Here is an 18,572-nt window from a genome sequence, read left to right as displayed (position 1 = left end):
CGTGGTCCACAAGGGCGTGCGGGTCGCGGAGCAGGGCGACACCGCCGAGCGGGTGCCCGTCGCCCGGGCCGGCCGGGGGCGGCCCCGGAGCGAGGCCGTCGAGCAGGCGATCATCGAGGGCGTCCTCCAGCTCCTGGAGGACGGCGTCCCGCTCACCGAGCTCTCCATCGAGCGGATCGCCCGCACGGCCGGCGTCGGCAAAGCCACCATCTACCGGCGCTGGGACGGCAGGGAGGCCCTCTTCGTCGACGTCCTGCGCGTCTTCGAGGAGCCCGACCCCGAACTGCCGGGCACCTCCATGCGCGACGACCTCGTCTGCATCCTGGAGAGCCTGCGCCGCCGCGGCCTGACCATGCGCTCCTCGGCCCTGCTGCACAACGTCTTCGCGCAGATGAAGGCCCTGCCCAAGCTGGCGGAGGCGTACCAGGAGACGGTCGTCGCGCCCCGCCGCCGCCGGATACTCGACGTGCTGCGGCAGGGCGTCGCCGACGGGGAGCTGCGCGCGGACGTCGACGTGGAGACGGCCAACGACCTCTTCGTGGGCCCGATGCTGCTGCGCACGATCCTGCGGCCCGGCGCGCCGCTCGACGAGAACCTGGCCGAGCGGATCGTCGACACGGTCCTGGGCGGGCTGCGCGCCCCGAAGTGACGCGCCGGTGGGGCGCCGTCGCGCATATGCGCGTTTCGTCACAGAGGGCGCTCTCCGTGGCCGATCAGGAACCTGCGTCGCCGCCCCGTTCGTCCTGGAGCCTGTACGGCTGTCGCGAGACGGCAGGGACGACACCCGATCATCGCCTAGGGTTTCAGGGGGCGGGACAGACGGTGTGCACGGCAGGCAGTGAGGCGACGACAGCATGGCGCAGGCGTACATGACGGAGACGGGCAGCGGCGGCTCGGGCCCCGAACGTCCGGGGTCCCGGCTCCGCCGCCTGCTCGACGGCTGGCGGGGCGACCCCGGCATCTGGCGGCGCGGACTGGTCACCACGGGTGTCGCGGTCCTCCTCGCGCTGGTGATGCTCTTCCACGCGCAGATCCCCAACAACGTGGGCAACCTCGGCTCTCTGACCGAGACCTTCCTGCCCTGGCTCGGCCTCTTCATCCCGGTGCTGCTCGTCATCGCGGTGGTCCGCAAGTCCGCCACGGCCCTGATCGCCCTGCTGCTGCCCCTGGTCATCTGGATCGACTCCTTCGGCGGCCTGATCACCGGCAAGTCGGCCACCGGCGGCGACCTGACGGTGGCCACGCACAACGTGAACGCGGACAACCCCGACCCGACCGGCACCGCCCAGGACGTCGCGGCCTCGGGGGCCGACGTGATCGCCCTGGAGGAGCTCACGGCGAACGCCGTCCCCACGTACGAGAAGGCCCTGGCCGGTACGTACAAGTACCACTCGGTGAAGGGCACCGTGGGGCTGTGGAGCAAGTACCCGCTGGCCGACACCAAGCCGGTCGACATCAAGCTGGGCTGGGTCCGTGCGATGCGCACCACGGTGCACACCCCCAAGGGCGACGTCGCCTTCTACGTCGCGCACCTGCCCTCCGTGCGCGTGAAGCTCGACGCGGGCTTCACCGCCAACCAGCGCGACAACAGCGCCGACGCGCTCGGCGAGGCCATCTCCGACGAGAAGACCGGCAAGGTCGTCCTGCTCGGCGACCTCAACGGCACCATGAACGACCGCGCCCTGAACGGCGTCACCGCGCAGCTGCGGTCCACGCAGGGCGCGGCGGGCGACGGCTTCGGCTTCAGCTGGCCCGCGTCGTTCCCGATGGCGCGCATCGACCAGATCATGGTCAAGGGCGTCGAGCCGGTCTCCTCCTGGACGCTGCCGAAGACGAGCAGCGATCACCTGCCGGTCGCGGCGCGGGTCGACCTCTCGTCGTAACGTCCGCGTCGCCCACTCTTTCCGGCCGCACGCGATACTCGGTCTCCGCGGAATACTCGGTGGGCGCGGCTTTGTTCCGTACGTGAACATACGGGGTTCTCTGTGCTGCCCGCCCCCCGTTCCCCCTGCTTCCGTGGAAGGTGCTTCTTCATGCCCCTGGCCCTGCTCGCCCTCGCCGTGGGCGCCTTCGGCATCGGCACGACCGAGTTCGTGATGATGGGCCTGCTGCCCAACGTCGCCGACGACCTGCACATATCCATCCCCGTCGCCGGACACCTGGTCTCCGCGTACGCGCTCGGCGTCGTCATCGGCGCCCCGCTGCTCGCCGCCGTCACCGCGAAGCTCCCGCGCCGCCGCGTCCTCATCGGCCTGATGGTGCTCTTCGTGGTCGGCAACGCCCTGTCGGCCGCCGCCCCCGACTACCACCTGCTGATGGCCGCGCGCTTCCTCAGCGGTCTGCCGCACGGCGCCTTCTTCGGCGTCGGCGCGGTCGTCGCCACCGGGCTCGTCGCCCCCGAGCGCAAGGCCCGCTCGGTCTCCCTGATGTTCCTGGGCCTGACCGTCGCCAACGTCGTGGGCGTGCCGGTGGCCACCGCCATGGGGCAGCAGCTCGGCTGGCGCGCCACCTTCCTCGCGGTGAGCGCGATCGGACTCGCGGCCATCGCGGCGCTCGCCCTGCTCGTCCCCGCCGACCACGGCCACGCCGACGCGGTCGGCCTGCGCGGCGAGCTCCGGGCGCTGCGCAGCGTCCCGGTCTGGCTGGCGCTCGGCACGACCGTCGCGGGCTTCGGGGCGCTCTTCTCCGCGTACAGCTACATCACGCCGATGCTCACGGACGCGGCGGGCTACGCCGAGTCCAGCGTCACGCTGCTCCTGGCGCTGTTCGGCGTGGGCGCGACGGCGGGCAACCTGCTGGGCGGGCGCCTGGCCGACCACTCCCTGCGCGGCACGCTCTTCGGCGGGCTCACCGCGCTCGCGGTCGTCCTGGCCTTCTTCCCGCTGCTCATGAGCGCCGGGTGGAGCGCGCCGATCGCCGTCTTCCTGCTCGGCATGGCGGCGTTCACGACGGGCTCGCCGCTGCAGCTCATGGTCATGGAGAAGGCGGCCGCCGCCCCCTCGCTGGCCTCGTCCGCCAACCAGGGCGCGTTCAACCTCGCCAACGCGGGCGGCGCCTGGATCGGCGGCCTCGCCCTCGCGGCGGGCTTCGGTGTGACCTCACCGGCGGTGACCGGCGCGGTCCTCGCGGTGCTCGGCCTCGCGGTGGCGGGCCTGGCGTACGCGGTGGACCTGCGGCGCGGTCCCGTGCCGGGTACGGAGCGGGTGGTGGCGTCGTCGCCCGAGCACCGGGAGCCGGTCCACCACTGACCGCTGACCTAACTTCCCGCCCACCCGCAGGGGCGCCCTGCGGGTGGGGGGCCGGGGGGAGAAATTCCGCAGCGAAGCCGCGGCACGGAACACCGCCCGCCTCAGCCGGAGGCGGACTCGCGCCAGCGGTTGGTGATGGGCAGGCGGCGGTCCTTGCCGAAGCCCTTCGCGGAGATCTTCGTCCCCGGCGGGTACTGCCGCCGCTTGTACTCGGCGGTGTCCACCATCCGCAGCGTCTTCACGACCAGCTCCCGGTCGTAACCCGCGGCCACGATCGCGTCGGCGCCCTGGTCCCGGTCGACGTAGAGCTCCAGGATCCCGTCGAGGACGGGATAGTCGGGCAGCGAGTCCGTGTCGACCTGGTCGGGGCGGAGCTCGGCGCTCGGCGGCTTGCTGATGGAGTTCTCCGGGATCGGCGGCGTCTGCCCCCGCTCCCGCGCCGCGCGGTTGCGCCACTCCGCGAGCCGGAAGATCGCCGTCTTGTAGACGTCCTTGATGGGGCCGTACGCGCCGACGGAGTCGCCGTAGAGCGTCGAGTAGCCGACGGCCAGCTCGGACTTGTTGCCCGGCGCGAGGACGATGTGCCCCTCCTGGTTGGAGAGCGCCATCAGCATCGTGCCGCGCAGCCGCGACTGCAGGTTCTCCTCGGCGAGCCCGGTGAGCCCGAGCGACCCCATGTACGCGTCGAACATCGGCGCGATCGGCACGGTGCGGAAGTTGAGGCCGGTGCGCCGGGCCAGCTCCTCCGCGTCGCCGATGGAGTGCTCGGAGGAGTAGCGGGACGGCATGGCGACGCCGTACACGTTCTGCGCGCCGAGCGCGTCGCAGGCGATGGCGGCGGTGAGCGCCGAGTCGATGCCTCCGGAGAGGCCGATCAGGACGCTGCTGAAACCGTTCTTCGCGGCGTACGCGCGCAGCCCCACGACGAGCGCCGAGTACACCTCCTCGTCGTCGTCGAGCCGCTCGGCGTACCCGCCGGTGAGCTCGCCCTCGTACGCGGGAAGGGGCTCGTCCGACAGCGTGACGTGCTCGATGCGCAGCCCGTCGTCCACGACGCCGGACGGCGGTACGGGCGCGGCGGCCGGCAGCTCCAGGTCGAGCACGACGCAGCCCTCGGAGAACTGCGGGGCGCGCGCGATGACCTCACCGTCCTTGTCGACGACGATCGAGTCGCCGTCGAAGACCAGCTCGTCCTGTCCGCCGATCATCGCGAGGTAGGCGGTGGTGCACCCGGCCTCCTGCGCGCGCTTGCGCACGAGCTCCAGGCGCTCGTCGTCCTTGTTCTGCTCGTACGGCGACGCGTTGATGGAGAGCAGCAGCCCCGCCCCCGCGCTGCGGGTCGCAGGGACGCGGCCGCCGTCCTGCCAGAGGTCCTCGCAGATGGCGAGCGCCACGTCGACGCCGTGCACGCGCACGACCGGCAGGGTCTCGCCCGGCACGAAGTAGCGGAACTCGTCGAAGACGCCGTAGTTGGGGAGATGGTGCTTGGAGTAGGTCAGGACGGCCTCGCCGCGGTGCAGCACCGCGCCCGCGTTGCGCGGGGCGCCGGCGGGCTGGCCGAACTTCGGCTTGGCCTCCTCGGTGCGGTCGAGATAGCCGACGACGACCGGCAGCTCCCCGAACCCCTCGTCCCGCAGCCGCACGGCGAGCGCGCGCAGCGCCTGCCGCGAGGCCTGGACGAAGGACGAACGCAGAGCGAGGTCTTCGACGGGATAGCCGGTCAGCACCATCTCGGGGAACGCGACGAGGTGCGCTCCCTGCTCGGCGGAGTGCCGGGTCCAGTGGACGATCGCCTCGGCGTTCCCGGCGAGATCGCCGACGGTCGAGTCGATCTGATTCAGAGCGAGGCGTAGTTGAGGCACGCGGCCCAGTGTAATCGTCAGAGCGACGCGATGTCCTGCGGGACGGTGTGGGGCGCCCCACGCGAGGCGCCCCGTGCGGGTCAATGCATCTGGCCGCGGTAGCCGAGCACCGTCATCATCCCCGCCTCCGCGTGGTAGACGTTGTGGCAGTGGATCATCCACAGGCCCGGGTTGTCCGCCTCGAAGTCCACCGACAGGGTGCCGTTCGGCAGGACGATGGCGGTGTCCTTGCGGGGGCCGTCCGCCACGTTCGCCAGGGTGAAGGTGTGGCCGTGGAGGTGGACGGGGTGCCACATCGTGGTCGCGTTGGCGAAGGTGAGGCGGACCCGCTCGCCCGCGCGGACGGGGTGGCGCTGTCCGGGGGAGTAGGGCTTCTTGTCGAACGCCCAGTCGTACGCGGCCATGCCGCCCGTAAGGCGGAGCTTGATCGTGCGGTCCGGCCTGCGGGCGGGCAGCGCGACGGACTCGTGCGCCTTGAGGCGGTCCGCGGTGAGGAGACGGCCCGTCAGCTCCTCGGGGCGGACCGACGCGGACGGCGCCGCGCCGCCACCCGTGCGCAGCAGCGCGAGGCCCGCCGCCTTCTTGCCCTCGGCCAGCGCGGTCAGCGGGAAGACGCCGTCCTTGGCGGTGACCAGTACGTCGTACCGCTCGCCCATGCCCAGGAGCAGCGCGTCCGTCTTCGCGTGCCGTACGGGGGAGCCGTCCGTGTGCGTCACCGTCATCTCGTGGCCGCCGAGGGCCACGCGGTAGGCCGTGTCGCCGCCGGCGTTGATGATGCGCAGGCGGATGCGGTCGCCGGGGCGGGCGCGGAACTGCGAAGGCGCCGTCGCCGTACGGCCGTTGATGAGGTGGTGCGGGTAGGCGACGTCGCCCGCGTCGCCGCCGAGCAGGTCGCTCCTGGCGCCCATCATCATCCGGGAGGGGCCGCGGGAGTCGCCGGAGGCGGAGGGGTGCTTCGGGCTCGGGGAGCGGTCCGTGCGCAGTGACATGCTCGACATGTCGTGGCCGCTGCCACCACTGTGGCCCATGTCGTGGCCGCCACCGCCGTGGTCGGCCATTCCCTTGCTGAGCTCCGCGAGCACGCCGTCCGGTGTCGAGCCGTCCACTCCGTCGACCCAGTCGTCGAGGACGATCACCCACTCCTTGTCGTACCGCAGGGGCTCCTTCGGGTCGTCGACGATCAAGGGGGCGTACAGACCGCGGTCCTGCTGGGTGCCGGAGTGCGGGTGGAACCAGTACGTCCCCGGGTCCGGCACCGCGAAGCGGTAGGTGAAGTCCGCTCCGGGGGCGATGTCCTTCTGGGTGAGTCCGGGGACGCCGTCCATGTCGTTGCGCAGGGCGATGCCGTGCCAGTGCAGGGACGTGGCCTGAGGGAGGTGGTTGGCGAGGGTGAGGGCGAGGGTGTCGCCCGCGGTGACCCGGACCTCCTCGCCGGGGAGCCGGTCCCCGTACGCCCAGGTCCTGACCGTGGGGCCGCCGAGGTCGAGCCGTGTCCGCGCGGCCGTCAGCCTGACCTCGCGGACCCGGCCGCCCCGGGCGCGCTTCTTCTCGGCCGCCGCGACCTCCGGGCCCGCCGGGTCCACGTAGCCCTCGGGGCCGGGCGCGCCGTCCCGGCCGTGACCGCCGTGGCCGCCGTGGCCGCCGCCCGGCGCGGAGCCGGAACACGCCGTCAGGATTGCCGTCCCGGCGACGGCCGCGGCCGCGCCGAGCACGGTGCGGCGCGCGGGAGTGTGCGGAGCTTCTTTACGCATGACTGAGTGACACCTCGTCCGATGTGGTGCGTGCAGAGGGCGCGTCTGCTGCTTCTGCTCCACCGCTCGGCCCCGTGGGTTCCCACTGGAACGGAACGGAACGGCACGGGTTTCGCGGGGAGCGCGAAGCAGCCGGTGCGCGGCCTAAACGCGCAGCACGGACAGGCGGGCGAGAAGTATCCGGAGCGGGGGCGGTTCGGGCCGCGGGGCGTGCCGGAGGCGGCCGGGCACGGGCAGGTGGGCGAGGGTTCCGCCCGGTCGCAGCAGGCCGGCCCGCACCAGCAGGATGAGGGTGATGGCGCCGAGGACCGCCAGGCACACGGACAGCGGATCCATGCTCATTCCGCCGTGCGGCCCAGGGACGGACACGGCCGTCTCCGTACCGGTGGCCGCGTCGTGCCCGGCCGGGCGGAGGTCCGCGGCAGGTCCGCCGTCGTGCGGGGCGGTGGGCGCGGCAGCCGTGTGGTGCCGCATGGGTGTCGGCGCGGTGGCGGTCCCGGAGACCGTGGTGGCCCCGGCGTCGTGCGGGGCGGTGGGTGCCGCGGCCGTGTGGTGCCGCATGGGTGCCGACGCGGCGGCGGTCCCGGACACCGTGGTGGCCCCGTCGTCGTGCGGGCCGATGGGTGCCGCGCCCGTGTGGTGCCGCAGTGGCGCCGACGCGGGGGCCGGCCCCGCGACCGCGGTGGACCCGCCGTCGTTGCCGCTCCCATGGCCCCCCGACGGGTGCCCCAGCGTATGCATGGTCACGATCCCGAGGAGCAGCGCGGCGAGCAGCAGCAACTGCCCGTGTCCCGTGCGGCTCCGCGTCCTCGCCATGCGGGGGAGCCTACCCCCTATGGGTATCCGGCGACGTGCGGGCCCCCCGCTCTCCGACGATCATGAGCGCATGACGAGTAAGGACGTACCGGTCCATACCGGCGAAGCGCCGCTCCCGGAGCCGGACCCCGCCATCCCGCGCCAGTTCATCTCCTGGGTGACGCTCGCCCTCATGACCACGGCGTCCGTGGCCAGCCTGCGCCCCTCGCCGTCGATGGCCATCTACGGACTGGCCGCCGTCTTCCTCTACCTCCTGCCCGCCGTGGTCTTCCTGCTGCCCACCGCACTCGTCGGCGCGGAGCTCGCCTCCGGGTGGTCCGGCGGCATCTACCGGTGGGTGAGCGAGGCGCTGGGCAAGCCGCTCGGATTCGTCGCCGTGTGGTGCCAGTTCGCCATGACCATCGCGTACTACCCGAGCCTGCTCGCCTACGTGGCCTCGACGTTCGCGTACGTCATCCACCCGAGCCTCGCCGAGAACGGCCCCTACGTGGCGATCGTCATCGTCGTCATCTACTGGACGGGCGTCTGGGTCACGTGCCGGGGGACCAGGACGGTCGCCGGGCTCTCCTCCCTGGGGCTGATCATCGGCACCCTCGTCCCGGGCGTCGTCCTCGTCGCCCTCGGCATCGTCTTCCTGGGGCAGGGCAACGCGTCCGCCGCGCCCATGAGCCCCGGCCACTGGCTGCCCCCGTGGACCGGCCTCGCCAGCCTGGTCCTCGTCGTCAACAACTTCCTCTCCTACGCGGGCATGGAGATGAACGGCGTCCACGTGTCGTCGCTGCGCCACCCCCGGGCCGAGTACCCGCGCTCGGTCTTCCTCGCCACCGGCCTCGTCCTGCTGATCTTCATCCTTCCGGCGCTGGCCATCAGCTGGGTCATGCCGTCGAAGGAGCTCAGCCTCACCGCCGGTCTGATGCAGGCCTTCCAGGCGTTCTTCGACCACTTCCACGTCGGCTGGCTGACGAAGGTCGTCGGCATCATGCTCGTGATGGCGGCGCTCGGCGGCATGCTCACCTGGCTCGCGGGGCCCGCCAAGGGGCTGGTGACGCTGTCCCGGCAGGAGGGCTATCTGCCGCCCTTCCTGCAGAAGCTCAACAAGGCGGGCGTCCCCCGCAACATCATGGTCGCGCAGGGCGTCGTCACCACCCTGATCGGCGTCCTCTACGCCTTCAGCTCCGACGTCTCCAGCGCGTACTGGATGTTCTCCGTCATCACCGTGCAGATCTACCTCATCGCGTACCTGCTGATGTTCGTGGCCGTCGTGCGGCTGCGGACGTCACAGCCCGAGGTCGAGCGGGGCTTCGTGGTGCCCGCCGTGACGCTCGTCGCGACCGTCGGGTTCGTCGCCTCGCTCGCAGCCCTTGCCATCGGCTTCGTGCCGCCCGACCAGTTCGGCAAGGGCCCGCTGTGGCGCTACCTGCTGATCGTCGGCGGCGGTCTGCTCGCGCTCGGTGTCCTGGCGCCCGCGGCCTTCCTCAAGTACCGCAAACCCGGCTGGATCCATCCCGAGCATCGGTCTGCCCATGTGCCCGAATAGCGTCTCCCACCCGGCATCGCCCCCGACGACGGCAACCGCGCCCATGGCCTCGCGGCGACCGCCCCCGCGGCGCAGGGAGCCGCGGCCCGCCCTCGTCCGTGCCCTGGCGGCCCTCCTGCTGGCCGGTGCCCTCGCGTACACCACCTGGGTGAGCGAGGTCTTCCTGGCGACCGGACTCCCGCCTCGCACGGTGTACGTCAGCGCGCTCGCCGCGGAGGACCAGCCCTACGGGACGTTCTTCCGCGCCGCCGACCTCCTGGCGGGCCTCCTCGTCCTCGCGGGCGCGGCGGGCGCGCTGCGGTGGCTGCCGCGCCGGGGGCGGTGGGCCACGGCGGGCTGGGCCGGGATCGCGCTGTTCGGGGCGGCCACCGCGGCCGACTCACGGCTGCCGCTGCACTGCGTGGCGACCGCCGACGCCGGGTGCCTCGCGCGGGAGCGGGCGGGCGACGTCCCCTGGACGCACTCCGCACACGTGGTCAGCAGCGGTCTGGCCGCCACCGCGGCGCTGACCGGCATGGTGTTGCTCACGGCCGTCGCGCGCCGGCACGCTGCCGCATGGCCGTCGCTCGCGCGCACCGGACCGGCCGTCGTCGCCCTCGAACTGGCCGCCACCTGCTGGACGCTGGCCTCCATCGCCGCGTTCGAGGCCGGGCGGGGCACGTGGGGCCTCGGGATCGGCCAGCGGCTTCAGGTGCTGTTCATCGCGGTGTGGCTCGTGGTCCTCGCACGGTCGCTGGTGACGGCCGCGGAGCCGCCCGCGCAGGAGCCCTCCCCGGAGGCCGGGCGGGGATGACCTTCGTACGGGTCGGGGGAGTGCCGCACCACGTCACGGTGGCCGGGAGCGGGCCGGTGTGCGTGCTGAGCGTCGGGCTCGGACTGGGCTGGTTCGACTGGGACCCGGTGGTGCCGCTCCTCGCCCCGCACCGGACGGTGGTCCGCTTCGACCGGCCGGGCGCCGGACTCAGCGGGCACGCGCGCGTGGCGCCCACTCTGCGGGGTGAGGCGGAGCGGATCCTGCGCGTCCTGGACGCCGTCCTCGACGGGGCGGGGCGCGGCGGGGAGCGGGCGACGGTGGTCGGTCACTCGCTCGCCGGGTTCCACGCGGAGGCGTTCGCGCGGCTGTATCCGGGGCGCACGGCGGGTCTCGTCCTTGTCGACTCCAGTGTGGAGGAGCGGCCGTGGGTGCTCGTGCCGCGCGGGGCGCGGGTGGCGGGCACGCGCGCGTGCGGGGCGCTGCTGCGCGCCGTGGGGCTGCCGAGGGCGGTGGGGCCCGCGCTGCGGAGGCTGACGGCGCCGACGCCCTGGGCGTGGCTCTACGGAGGCAGCCGGGTCTGGCGGGGAGCGCTCATGGAGTACGCGACGTACGGCGACGCGGCCCGTGAACTCGCCGTGCTGCGGCGGGCCCTGCCCCTGCGCGAGGGGGTGCCGGTGACGGTGCTCGCCGCGTACGCCGGGGGCTCGCGGCGGTGGCTGGAACGCCAGCGGGAGCTGGCCGCGGGGCTGGCGGGGACGTACCGCGTGACGTGGCCGTCGGGGCACCTGGTGATGCGGGAGCGCCCCAAGGACGTGGCGGAGGCGGTCCTGGCGGGGTCGCGGGCCCCCTCCTGACGCCCCGAACCGGCCCGGCCCCCCCCCCGGCTACCCCTGCGCCCCCCGGACCGGCCGCACGCTGTCCCGGATCACGATGTGGGTGCCCAGGACATGGCGCTCCTGGCCGGTGGGCGGGGCGCCGGAGAGGGCGCGGCGGACGGCCGTGCGGCCCATCTCCTCGGCGGGGATGTGGACGGTCGTCAGGCCGGGGGTGATGTCCCCGGCCACCGGGTCGTCGTTGTAGCCGACCACCGACATGTCCTCCGGGACCCGCAGACCGTGCTCCCGCAGGGCGATGATCGCCGCCGCCGCGGCCCGGTCGTCGCCCGCGAAGACCGCCGTGAAGCGGGGGCTGCCCGCCGCCTCGTCGAGCAGTTCGCGCATCGCACGGTAGCCGTGGTTCTGCCCGAACCCCGTCCCGTGGAGGATGACCTCGCTCCGGGGCACCCCGTGGTCGTCGAGCGCCCGGAGGTAGCCGGCGAGACGGTCCTCGCCGGTGGTGTTGCCGGGCTCGTAGCCGAGCAGGGCGATCCGCCGGTGGCCGGCGCCCAGGAGGTGGCTGGTGACGGCGTGCGCGCCCGCTTCGTTGTCGTACTCGACGACCAGCGCGGGCATGTCGGGCGTCGGCGCCGGACGCCCGCACAGCACGAGCCGGGAGCCCGCCGCCGCGAGCGCCTGCGCGTACCGCGCCATCCGCCGGCGGTACTCGTCGTCCTGGACGGCGCCGCCCACCAGCATGACGGCCTCGGCGGCCTGTTCGCGCATCATCTGGACCAGCGCGAGCTCGCGGGCCGGGTCGCTGCCCGTGGACGCGACCAGCGTGAGGCGCCCGCGCTGGGCGGCCTCCACCTCCACGCCCTGGGCGACCTGCGCGTAGAAGGCCCCCACCACGTCGTACATGAGGACCGCGATCGTCTTGCGGCCCGCGCCGGCCAACGCGCGCGCGTGCGCGTTGGCGACGTAGTCCAGCTCCTTCACCGCCCGGAGGACCTTGGCGCGCGACGCCGTGGACGTCGGGTAGTTGCCCGCGAGGACCCGCGAGACGGTCGCTACCGAGACGCCCGCGCGCGCGGCCACCTCGCGGATGGTGACCCGCTCACCCACTGTGTCTCCCTCACCCGGCCACCGGCCGGCCTTGATCGCCCGGCGGCCAACCCGCCGATGCCCGGGCGGAGTTGCCCCACGGCACCCCGCCCCGGACCATCATCGCGCGCCCGCGTCCCGGGTCAGTGCGCGGCCTCGTACTCCTTCAGGAATTCCTCGGCGGCCCGCTTGCCGCCCTGCGACTGCCACTTCTGGTGGATGCCGTCCCAGTCGGAGAGCTTCTTGCGGCCGGAGACGATCGCCGTCACGCCGTCCTCGATGATCTGCTGCAGCATGGCGCCCTGCCGGTTGTACGTCTGCGACATCAGGCCCCAGTGGTCGTCCGGCACGAGGAGCGGGACGACCTTCTTCTCCCAGGCGTGCAGCCGCTCGGTGAGGTCGGGGAAGCCGGGGAAGTACAGCGGCTGCGGCGCGTCCATGAGGTAGGGGAAGGGCAGGTTGGTCTTGGAGTCGACCAGACCGAGCTCGGTGGCGACCGGATCGCCGTCCTTGTTGTACGTGAAGTGGGTGCCCTCGACTCCGTAGTGCATCAGCTCGTACTCCTTCGAGCCGAACGGCGAGGCGAGCCAGTTCAGCACGCGCAGCATCAGCTCGACGCGGTCCTTGGCCGCCTTCTTGATGACGGTGTAGCCGAAGCAGCCGCGGTTCTGCTGGTAGACGGGGGTGACCCCGTCCACGGCGTAGGGCTCGGCGACGTCCAGGGTGAACTCGTCCTTGATCCCCTGGGCGTTGGAGATGGCGGCGCCCCAGCCGTCCGTCATGGAGCGGACGGTGCCGTTGTAGAACTGCGTCTTCAGGTCCACCTGGGAGACCGAGGTGGCGTCGGAGTTGTACGAGCCGTCCTTGCGCAGCGTGGCCATGTACTCCAGGGCGGCCTTGAACGCGTCGGTCCCGAACATGTCGGTGGCCTTCCCGCCCTTGATCTGCCACTGGTTGGGCGCGCCGTGCCACATCGCGTGGTAGAGGTAGCCGAAGAAGCCCACCGAGGAAGCGCCGAGCGCGGACTTCCTGCCCTGCGAGGCGTCCTCGGCCATCGCCCGGAAGTCGGGCGCGGACATGCCGGGCTTGTACCCGGCCTTGTCGAACGCCTCGCGGTTGATGAACATCGCGCCCTGCACCTGGGCCCGCTCGATCGGCACGCCGTAGACGCGCCCGGCGATGCGGCCCATGCCCTCCCAGGCGTACGTGGGGATGTTGGCGAGGTTGGGGTAGTCCTTGACCGCGTCGCCCGACAGGTGCTCGCTCAGGTCGGCGCACCGTGCCTTCACGAACTGCGCCTCGCGCGGCAGGACGTACCCGCCGCCGAAGTTGATCAGGTCGGGCAGGTCGTCGCCCGACATCAGCGTCGACATCTTCGCGCGGAAGTCCGCGTCCGGCACGACGGTGAACTCGACCTCGACGCCCAGCGCCTCGTTCACCGCCTGCCAGTACTCGTTGCGGCCCACCGGCTTGGGCGGGGTGCCGTAGGTGATGGTCATGACCTTGATCTTCTGCTTGCCGGTGCCCGGCTTCTCGGCCGTCGCCCGCACGAGCTTCTGCGGGTACTTGGTGTACCCGGGCTGTACGCCCTCGGCCGTCGGCGCGAGGTCCGGGGCGGGACCCTTCGCCGGGGCGTACGTCGGCCAGGGCGTCACCTTCCTGCCCGCGTTGGAGACGTTGCCGCCGCCGCTGGAGTCGGTCGAGCAGGCGGTCAGGACGGACGGGGCGGCCAGGGCGGCGCCGCCGACGGCTATGGAGCGCAGCAGCGTGCGCCGCGACATCGAGGAACCGGACACGTGAAGGAGCCCTTCTGGAGGACGGGTCGGGGGAAAGCTCAGCTCTTGACGGCGCCGGTGAGCACGCCCTTGGTGAAGTACTTCTGCAGGAAGGGGTAGACGAGCAGGATCGGCACGGTGGCGATCACCAGGACAGCCATCTGCGTCGTCTGCGGTGCGGAGACCAGGCCGGCCTCGCTCAGGCCGGTGTCGGCGATCTGGGAGCCGCCGATCACGTACGTACGCAGGACCTGCGACAGCGGCCAGTGGCCGGACTCCATGTAGATCGAGGCGTGGAACCAGGCGTTCCAGTAGCTCACGGCGTAGAAGAGCGAGACCACGGCGAGCGCCGCCTTGGACAGCGGAAGAACGATCCGCCACAGGATGTGCCAGTCACCGGCCCCGTCCAGCCTGGCGGCCTCGTACAGCTCCTCGGGTATCCCCTGGAAGAAGCCGCGCAGCACGATCAGATTGAAGACGTTGATGAGGACGGGCGCGATGAGAGCGGCGTACGTATCCAGCATCCCCGCCCCCTTGACCAGCAGGAACGCGGGGATCATGCCGGGCGGGAAGAGGAAGGTGAACAGGATGAGCAGCAGCACCGGCTTGCCGCCGAAGACGCCGGGGCGGGCCAGCGCGTACGCGAGGAAGGTGGTGCAGGCGAGCGAGAAGAGCGTGCCCACGACGGTGAGGCCGACGCTGATGCCGAGCGCCTCGGTGACGATGCCGCCGCTGAGGATGGTCCGGTAGGCGCGCAGGGTCGGATCGCTCGGCCAGAGGACCCAGCCGCCGTTGTCCACGACCTCCCGGTTGGAGGCGAGCGAGGTCGAGACGATGACGAGGAAGGGGATGAGGACGAGCCCGAGAATGATCAGCACCGCCACGGCCTTGGCGGCCTTGGTCGCGAACCGGGGCTTCTCCATCCAGGCGGGCCTGGTGACGTGACCGGTACTCACTTGTAGACCCCCTGTTCGCCGAGCCGGTGGGCGATCCGGTTGGCGGTGAAGACGAGCACGGCGCCGACGACGCCCTTGAACAGACCGGCGGCCGCCGCGTATCCGGTGTCGCCGCCGACGATGCCCTGCCAGAAGACGAAGGTGTCGAGCACCTCGCCGGCCTCCGGGCCCACCGACTGCCGCTGCAGCAGCATCTGTTCGAAGCCGACGGAGAGGATGTCGCCGAGCCGCATGATCAGCAGCAGGATGACGATGGGCCGGATGCTGGGCAGCGTGACGTGCCAGAAGCGCCGCCAGGGCCCGGCCCCGTCGATCGCCGAGGCCTCGTACAGCTGCTCGTCGACCTGCATCAGGGCGGCGAGGAAGATGATCGTCCCCCAGCCGGCGTCCTTCCAGATGACCTCGATGACGACGAGCGGCTTGTACGCCTCCGGATTGCCGATGAGGTCGACGGTGTGCAGCCCGGAGTCGCTCAGGAAGGTGTTCAGCAACCCGGTGTCGCTGAGCACCTGCTGGAAGAGCGCGACCACGACGACCCATGACAGGAAGTGCGGCAGATAGATCACGGACTGCGTGAAGCGGCGCAGCAGGTCCGAGGTCAGGCTGTGCAGGAGCAGCGCGACGGCGAGCGGCGCGGGAAAGAAGAAGACCAGCTGCAGCACGGCGATGAGGAGGGTGTTCCACGTCGCGTGCCAGAAGTCCGGGTCGCCGAACATCCGCGAGAAGTTCTCGGTGCCGACCCAGGGGCTGGCCCACAGGCCGTCGAAGGGGACGTACTCCTTGAAGGCCACCGCGTTGGCGACGAAGGCGCCGTAGTGGAAGACCAGGAAGTACACGAGCCCCGGCACCATGAGCAGGACCAGGACGCGCGTGCGCTGAAACCGTTTCCACAGCTCACCACGGCCCGATTTCTCACCACTTGACCCGTTCTCACGCCTGCCGGGCGGCTTCACCGCCTCGGTTTCCGCCCGGTCCTTCGTCACCGTCGGCACGGCAACCCCTCCGTCGTCGGAATAAGGTGCCCGGAATCTAAAGCGGTTACTTCGCCCGGTCAACCCCCTTGGTCCTGCTGTCTCTTGACCACGCTCCCGGGTTGGTCCTAGCCTCCAGGCGCTGGTTGGTAACCGGTTACTACGAGGGACGGTCACGCGTGGCAGATCAGGCAGAGCGGGCGGATCGGCGGGGGCGGGTGGATCGGCGGGAGCGAGCGGATCGGCGGGGGCGGGCCAGTGCAGGACCGCCGGTCACGGCCCTGGCCATGGGCATCGAGGTCGCGGACCGCGTGTTCGCACCGGACCTGCGCGAACGGCTCGCCCGCAGCGTGGAGTTGTCCCCGCTCCCGCTGTCGGGAACGCTCACCTCGCCCGAGGCCCGTGCGGTACTCGCCGAGACGGAAATCCTGGTCACGGGCTGGGAGTGCCCGCCCCTGACCCCGGAGATCCTCGCCGGAGCGCCCCGCCTGCGCGCGGTCGTCCACGCGGCGGGCTCCGTCAAACCGATGGTGACGGACGCGGTCTGGGACCGCGGCATCGTCGTCTCCTCGGCGGCGGACGCCAACGCAGGCCCGGTGGTGGCGTTCACGCTCGCCGCGATCACCTTCGCGGCGAAGGGCGCGCTGTCGACCGCGGCGCGGTACGCGGCCGGATGGCCGCCGTTCACCGGCCGGGCCGGGGCGGACGCCCGCACGATCGGCGTCATCGGGGCGTCCCGGATCGGCCGTCGGGTGATCGCGGCGCTGCGGGCGTCGGACACGGGGTGCCGCGTCCTGCTCACCGACCCCTACGTGAACCCCGAGCGGGCCGCGGCGCTGGGCGTGGAGCTCGTGGACCTGGCCGAGCTGTGCGAGCGCAGCAGCATCGTCACGGTGCACGCCCCGCAACTGCCGGAGACACGCGGCCTGTTGAGTGAACAGATGCTGAAGCTGATCCCCGACGGCGGGGCCGTCATCAACACCGCGCGGGGCTCGCTGGTCGACACGGAGGCGCTGGCGCGGGAGTGCGGGGCGGGGCGCCTGGACGCGTTCCTCGACGTGACGGACCCCGAGCCGCTGCCGGCCGGCCACGCGCTGCTGCGCCTGCCGAACGTCCTGGTCACCCCGCACATCGCGGGGGCGCAGGGGAGCGAGGTGCGGCGCCTCGGCGAGTACGCGGTGGCGGAGGTCGAGCGGTTCGTGGCGGGGGCGGAGCTGAGGGGGCGTCTCCTGCGGGAGGAGCTGGCCCGGCTGGCGTAGGGCCCTTCTGACGGATCCGGCTGACGGATCCGGCCGACGGATCCGATCGCTGGGCCTCGTACGGGGTGAAATGTCCTGCTCGGCCAGAGGCCTTGTCCGGGAATTCTCTCGGGATTGTCCGTGATCTGTAACAGGCGGATCCCCTGAGCCCGCTCTCTCGTCCTGCCAGGTGGTCACGGAGTGACCGGGGATCGGCGAGGGACAGGGCGAGAGGGGCGGGGCATGGCACGGCACAGCGGTGGGCGGGGCTGGTACGGCAAGGTGATCGGGGCGGCGCTGGGGGTGACGATGCTCGCCACCGGAGCCTCCGTGTGGACCGCGCAGGCCGGTTCCGCGGGTGACGCGCCTTCAGGGGTGACGGCCCCGGCGCCGGGCAGCGCCGCCAAGCCCGTCGCGGCGACCATCGCGCACGCCTCGGAGAAGGGCGAGGGCGGCATCAACCTGACCATCGACGACGGCCCCGACCCGAGATGGACCCCTCAAGTGCTCGACGTGCTGCGGGAGAACGACGTGAAGGCCACGTTCTGCATGGTGGGCACGCAGGCCCAGGCCCACCCGGACATGGTGAAGAAGGTCGTCGCCGAAGGCCACCGGCTGTGCGACCACACGGTGTCGCACAACACCGGCATGGACAAGGACACCGACGCCTACCAGTCCCGGCAGATACTCGACGCCGAACGCATGATCACCAAGGCGTCCGGTGGCGTACGGCCGATGTACTACCGGGCCCCCGGTGGCGCCTTCACCCCCTACAGCCGCAAGCTCGCCGCTTCCCGCGGCATGCGGCCGCTGGGCTGGAACGTGGACACCAAGGACTTCGAGCGCCCGGGCACGGACGCGATCGTCGCCACGGTCGAGCGGGAACTGACCAACGGACCCACGCTCCTCTTCCACGACGCGGGCGGCGAGCGCACCCAGACCGTCGAGGCCCTGCGCCGGCTCATCCCTCGGCTCAAGGAACAGGGCCACACCTTCGGCTTCCCGGTGCGCTGAGCGCGGCCCGCGCCCGCGCCCGCGGCGTCCGCGCCCGGGGCCGCGTCACGGCTTGGCGCCGCGGTCCTTCAGCATCGTCGCCATCAGCGCGATCTCGGACTCCTGCGACTCCACCATGCCCCGGGCGAGGCGCCGTTCCGCGGACACCTCGCACCGCTCGACGCAGCCCTGGGCCATGTGCACCCCGCCCCGGTGGTGCCGCGTCATCAACCGCAGGTACAGCACCTCCGCCTGCTTGCCGCTCAGCTTCCCGAGCCGCTTGAGCTCCGCGCCCGTGGCCATCCCCGGCATCAGCGCCCCGTCCTCGCCCGGCGGCATGTCGCCCATGCCCATCCACGCCATGGGCGCGCCCTCGGGGACCTTCGGCAGCTCCCACAGGTCCAGCCAGCCGAGCAGCATGCCCCGCTGGTTGGCCTGGGTCTGGGCGATGTCGTAGGCGAGGCGCCGCACCTCCTCGTCGTCGGTGCGGTCCCGCACGATGTACGACATCTCCACGGCCTGCTGATGGTGGACGGACATGTCCTGCGCGAAGCCCGCGTCGGCCGACGACGTCGCGGGCGAGCCGCCGGAGTCGGAGTCCGTCGCGGCCACCGCCGCCGTGATGCCGCCCGCGGCGACGACCGCCGCCGCGACACAGCCGACCAGCCAGTTCGTACGCCGCCTCACGTCACACCCCACCTCACCGCGCCCACTGCGCCGCCTACCGCGCCCATCGTGCCCACCGCGTCCAT

The 18,572-nt window shown here is 72.2% G+C and carries 16 protein-coding genes; 8 read left to right on the top strand and 8 right to left on the bottom strand.

Annotated elements, in window-relative coordinates; all coding sequences use genetic code 11:
• Positions 1-16 precede the first annotated feature (16 nt).
• The 3 genes from ACFVYL_RS05175 to ACFVYL_RS05165 all read left to right on the top strand — a co-directional run bounded on the left by ACFVYL_RS05175 (position 17) and on the right by ACFVYL_RS05165 (position 3,248).
• Positions 17-649 (top strand): TetR/AcrR family transcriptional regulator, encoded by a 633-nt coding sequence (locus tag ACFVYL_RS05175; RefSeq protein ID WP_389713019.1) that lies wholly within the window; start codon positions 17-19, stop codon positions 647-649.
• 205 nt (positions 650-854) lie between these two features.
• A complete protein-coding gene (locus ACFVYL_RS05170; protein ID WP_389712929.1) occupies positions 855-1,883 on the top strand; it encodes an endonuclease/exonuclease/phosphatase family protein in 1,029 nt (342 codons plus the stop codon).
• Between the two features lie 150 nt (positions 1,884-2,033).
• Positions 2,034-3,248 carry an MFS transporter gene (locus ACFVYL_RS05165; RefSeq protein WP_389712928.1) on the top strand — a complete coding sequence of 405 codons (1,215 nt, stop codon included), beginning with the start codon at positions 2,034-2,036 and terminating at the stop codon, positions 3,246-3,248.
• 101 nt (positions 3,249-3,349) lie between these two features.
• Here ACFVYL_RS05165 and ACFVYL_RS05160 read toward each other — a convergent pair whose 3' ends face one another.
• The 3 genes from ACFVYL_RS05160 to ACFVYL_RS05150 all read right to left on the bottom strand — a co-directional run bounded on the left by ACFVYL_RS05160 (position 3,350) and on the right by ACFVYL_RS05150 (position 7,677).
• Positions 3,350-5,110, bottom strand: coding sequence for an NAD+ synthase (locus ACFVYL_RS05160; protein WP_389712927.1), 1,761 nt, complete (start codon positions 5,108-5,110; stop codon positions 3,350-3,352).
• A gap of 80 nt (positions 5,111-5,190) precedes the next feature.
• Positions 5,191-6,861, bottom strand: coding sequence for a multicopper oxidase family protein (locus ACFVYL_RS05155; RefSeq protein ID WP_389712926.1), 1,671 nt, complete (start codon positions 6,859-6,861; stop codon positions 5,191-5,193).
• Between the two features lie 144 nt (positions 6,862-7,005).
• Positions 7,006-7,677 (bottom strand): hypothetical protein, encoded by a 672-nt coding sequence (locus ACFVYL_RS05150; protein ID WP_389712925.1) that lies wholly within the window; start codon positions 7,675-7,677, stop codon positions 7,006-7,008.
• Between the two features lie 70 nt (positions 7,678-7,747).
• Between ACFVYL_RS05150 and ACFVYL_RS05145 the strand changes: the two genes are divergently transcribed.
• The 3 genes from ACFVYL_RS05145 to ACFVYL_RS05135 are packed head-to-tail and all read left to right on the top strand — an operon-like array spanning position 7,748 to position 10,822.
• A complete protein-coding gene (locus ACFVYL_RS05145; RefSeq protein WP_389712924.1) occupies positions 7,748-9,214 on the top strand; it encodes an APC family permease in 1,467 nt (488 codons plus the stop codon).
• A gap of 43 nt (positions 9,215-9,257) precedes the next feature.
• Positions 9,258-10,007 (top strand): DUF998 domain-containing protein, encoded by a 750-nt coding sequence (locus ACFVYL_RS05140; RefSeq protein ID WP_389712923.1) that lies wholly within the window; start codon positions 9,258-9,260, stop codon positions 10,005-10,007.
• Entirely contained in the window at positions 10,004-10,822 is an 819-nt protein-coding gene (locus tag ACFVYL_RS05135; protein WP_389712922.1) for an alpha/beta fold hydrolase, read from the top strand. Before ACFVYL_RS05140 ends, ACFVYL_RS05135 begins: the two co-directional genes overlap by 4 nt.
• Positions 10,823-10,852: 30 nt before the next feature.
• Here the strand turns inward: ACFVYL_RS05135 and ACFVYL_RS05130 are convergent, their stop codons facing one another.
• From ACFVYL_RS05130 to ACFVYL_RS05115, 4 genes are all read right to left on the bottom strand, one after another.
• A complete protein-coding gene (locus ACFVYL_RS05130; protein WP_389712921.1) occupies positions 10,853-11,908 on the bottom strand; it encodes a LacI family DNA-binding transcriptional regulator in 1,056 nt (351 codons plus the stop codon).
• 122 nt (positions 11,909-12,030) lie between these two features.
• Entirely contained in the window at positions 12,031-13,683 is a 1,653-nt protein-coding gene (locus ACFVYL_RS05125; protein WP_389712920.1) for a sugar ABC transporter substrate-binding protein, read from the bottom strand.
• A gap of 38 nt (positions 13,684-13,721) precedes the next feature.
• Positions 13,722-14,585, bottom strand: a complete 864-nt coding sequence (locus tag ACFVYL_RS05120; protein ID WP_389713018.1) for a carbohydrate ABC transporter permease — start codon at positions 14,583-14,585, stop codon at positions 13,722-13,724.
• A 29-nt stretch (positions 14,586-14,614) separates the two neighbouring features.
• Positions 14,615-15,469, bottom strand: a complete 855-nt coding sequence (locus ACFVYL_RS05115) for an ABC transporter permease (protein WP_389713016.1) — start codon at positions 15,467-15,469, stop codon at positions 14,615-14,617.
• Positions 15,470-15,876: 407 nt separating this feature from the next.
• On the opposite strand from ACFVYL_RS05115, the gene ACFVYL_RS05110 reads away from it, so the two are divergent.
• Together ACFVYL_RS05110 and ACFVYL_RS05105 are read left to right on the top strand one after the other, a co-directional pair.
• Positions 15,877-16,848, top strand: a complete 972-nt coding sequence (locus ACFVYL_RS05110; protein ID WP_389712919.1) for a hydroxyacid dehydrogenase — start codon at positions 15,877-15,879, stop codon at positions 16,846-16,848.
• 222 nt (positions 16,849-17,070) lie between these two features.
• Complete coding sequence (locus ACFVYL_RS05105; RefSeq protein ID WP_389712918.1) at positions 17,071-17,841, top strand: polysaccharide deacetylase family protein; 771 nt, start codon at positions 17,071-17,073, stop codon at positions 17,839-17,841.
• A gap of 45 nt (positions 17,842-17,886) precedes the next feature.
• On the opposite strand, the gene ACFVYL_RS05100 is transcribed toward ACFVYL_RS05105, so the two are convergent.
• Positions 17,887-18,507 carry a DUF305 domain-containing protein gene (locus ACFVYL_RS05100; RefSeq protein ID WP_389712917.1) on the bottom strand — a complete coding sequence of 207 codons (621 nt, stop codon included), beginning with the start codon at positions 18,505-18,507 and terminating at the stop codon, positions 17,887-17,889.
• Positions 18,508-18,572: the final 65 nt, after the last annotated feature.

Origin of the sequence: Streptomyces sp. NPDC058308, from assembly GCF_042880275.1 — a bacterium.
Lineage (GTDB): Bacteria > Actinomycetota > Actinomycetes > Streptomycetales > Streptomycetaceae > Streptomyces.
This window is presented reverse-complemented; position numbering and strand designations above follow the sequence as displayed.

Excerpts from the sequence above, each read along its gene's own strand:
- ACFVYL_RS05170 (WP_389712929.1), top strand. The coding sequence starts at position 855 with ATGGCGCAGGCGTACATGACGGAGACGGGCAGCGGCGGCTCGGGCCCC.
- ACFVYL_RS05165 (WP_389712928.1), top strand. The coding sequence starts at position 2,034 with ATGCCCCTGGCCCTGCTCGCCCTCGCCGTGGGCGCCTTCGGCATCGGC.
- ACFVYL_RS05155 (WP_389712926.1), bottom strand. The coding sequence starts at position 6,861 with ATGCGTAAAGAAGCTCCGCACACTCCCGCGCGCCGCACCGTGCTCGGC.
- ACFVYL_RS05150 (WP_389712925.1), bottom strand. The coding sequence starts at position 7,677 with ATGGCGAGGACGCGGAGCCGCACGGGACACGGGCAGTTGCTGCTGCTC.
- ACFVYL_RS05145 (WP_389712924.1), top strand. The coding sequence starts at position 7,748 with ATGACGAGTAAGGACGTACCGGTCCATACCGGCGAAGCGCCGCTCCCG.
- ACFVYL_RS05140 (WP_389712923.1), top strand. The coding sequence starts at position 9,258 with ATGGCCTCGCGGCGACCGCCCCCGCGGCGCAGGGAGCCGCGGCCCGCC.
- ACFVYL_RS05135 (WP_389712922.1), top strand. The coding sequence starts at position 10,004 with ATGACCTTCGTACGGGTCGGGGGAGTGCCGCACCACGTCACGGTGGCC.
- ACFVYL_RS05120 (WP_389713018.1), bottom strand. The coding sequence starts at position 14,585 with ATGGAGAAGCCCCGGTTCGCGACCAAGGCCGCCAAGGCCGTGGCGGTG.
- ACFVYL_RS05115 (WP_389713016.1), bottom strand. The coding sequence starts at position 15,469 with ATGGTGCCGGGGCTCGTGTACTTCCTGGTCTTCCACTACGGCGCCTTC.
- ACFVYL_RS05110 (WP_389712919.1), top strand. The coding sequence starts at position 15,877 with ATGGGCATCGAGGTCGCGGACCGCGTGTTCGCACCGGACCTGCGCGAA.
- ACFVYL_RS05105 (WP_389712918.1), top strand. The coding sequence starts at position 17,071 with ATGGCACGGCACAGCGGTGGGCGGGGCTGGTACGGCAAGGTGATCGGG.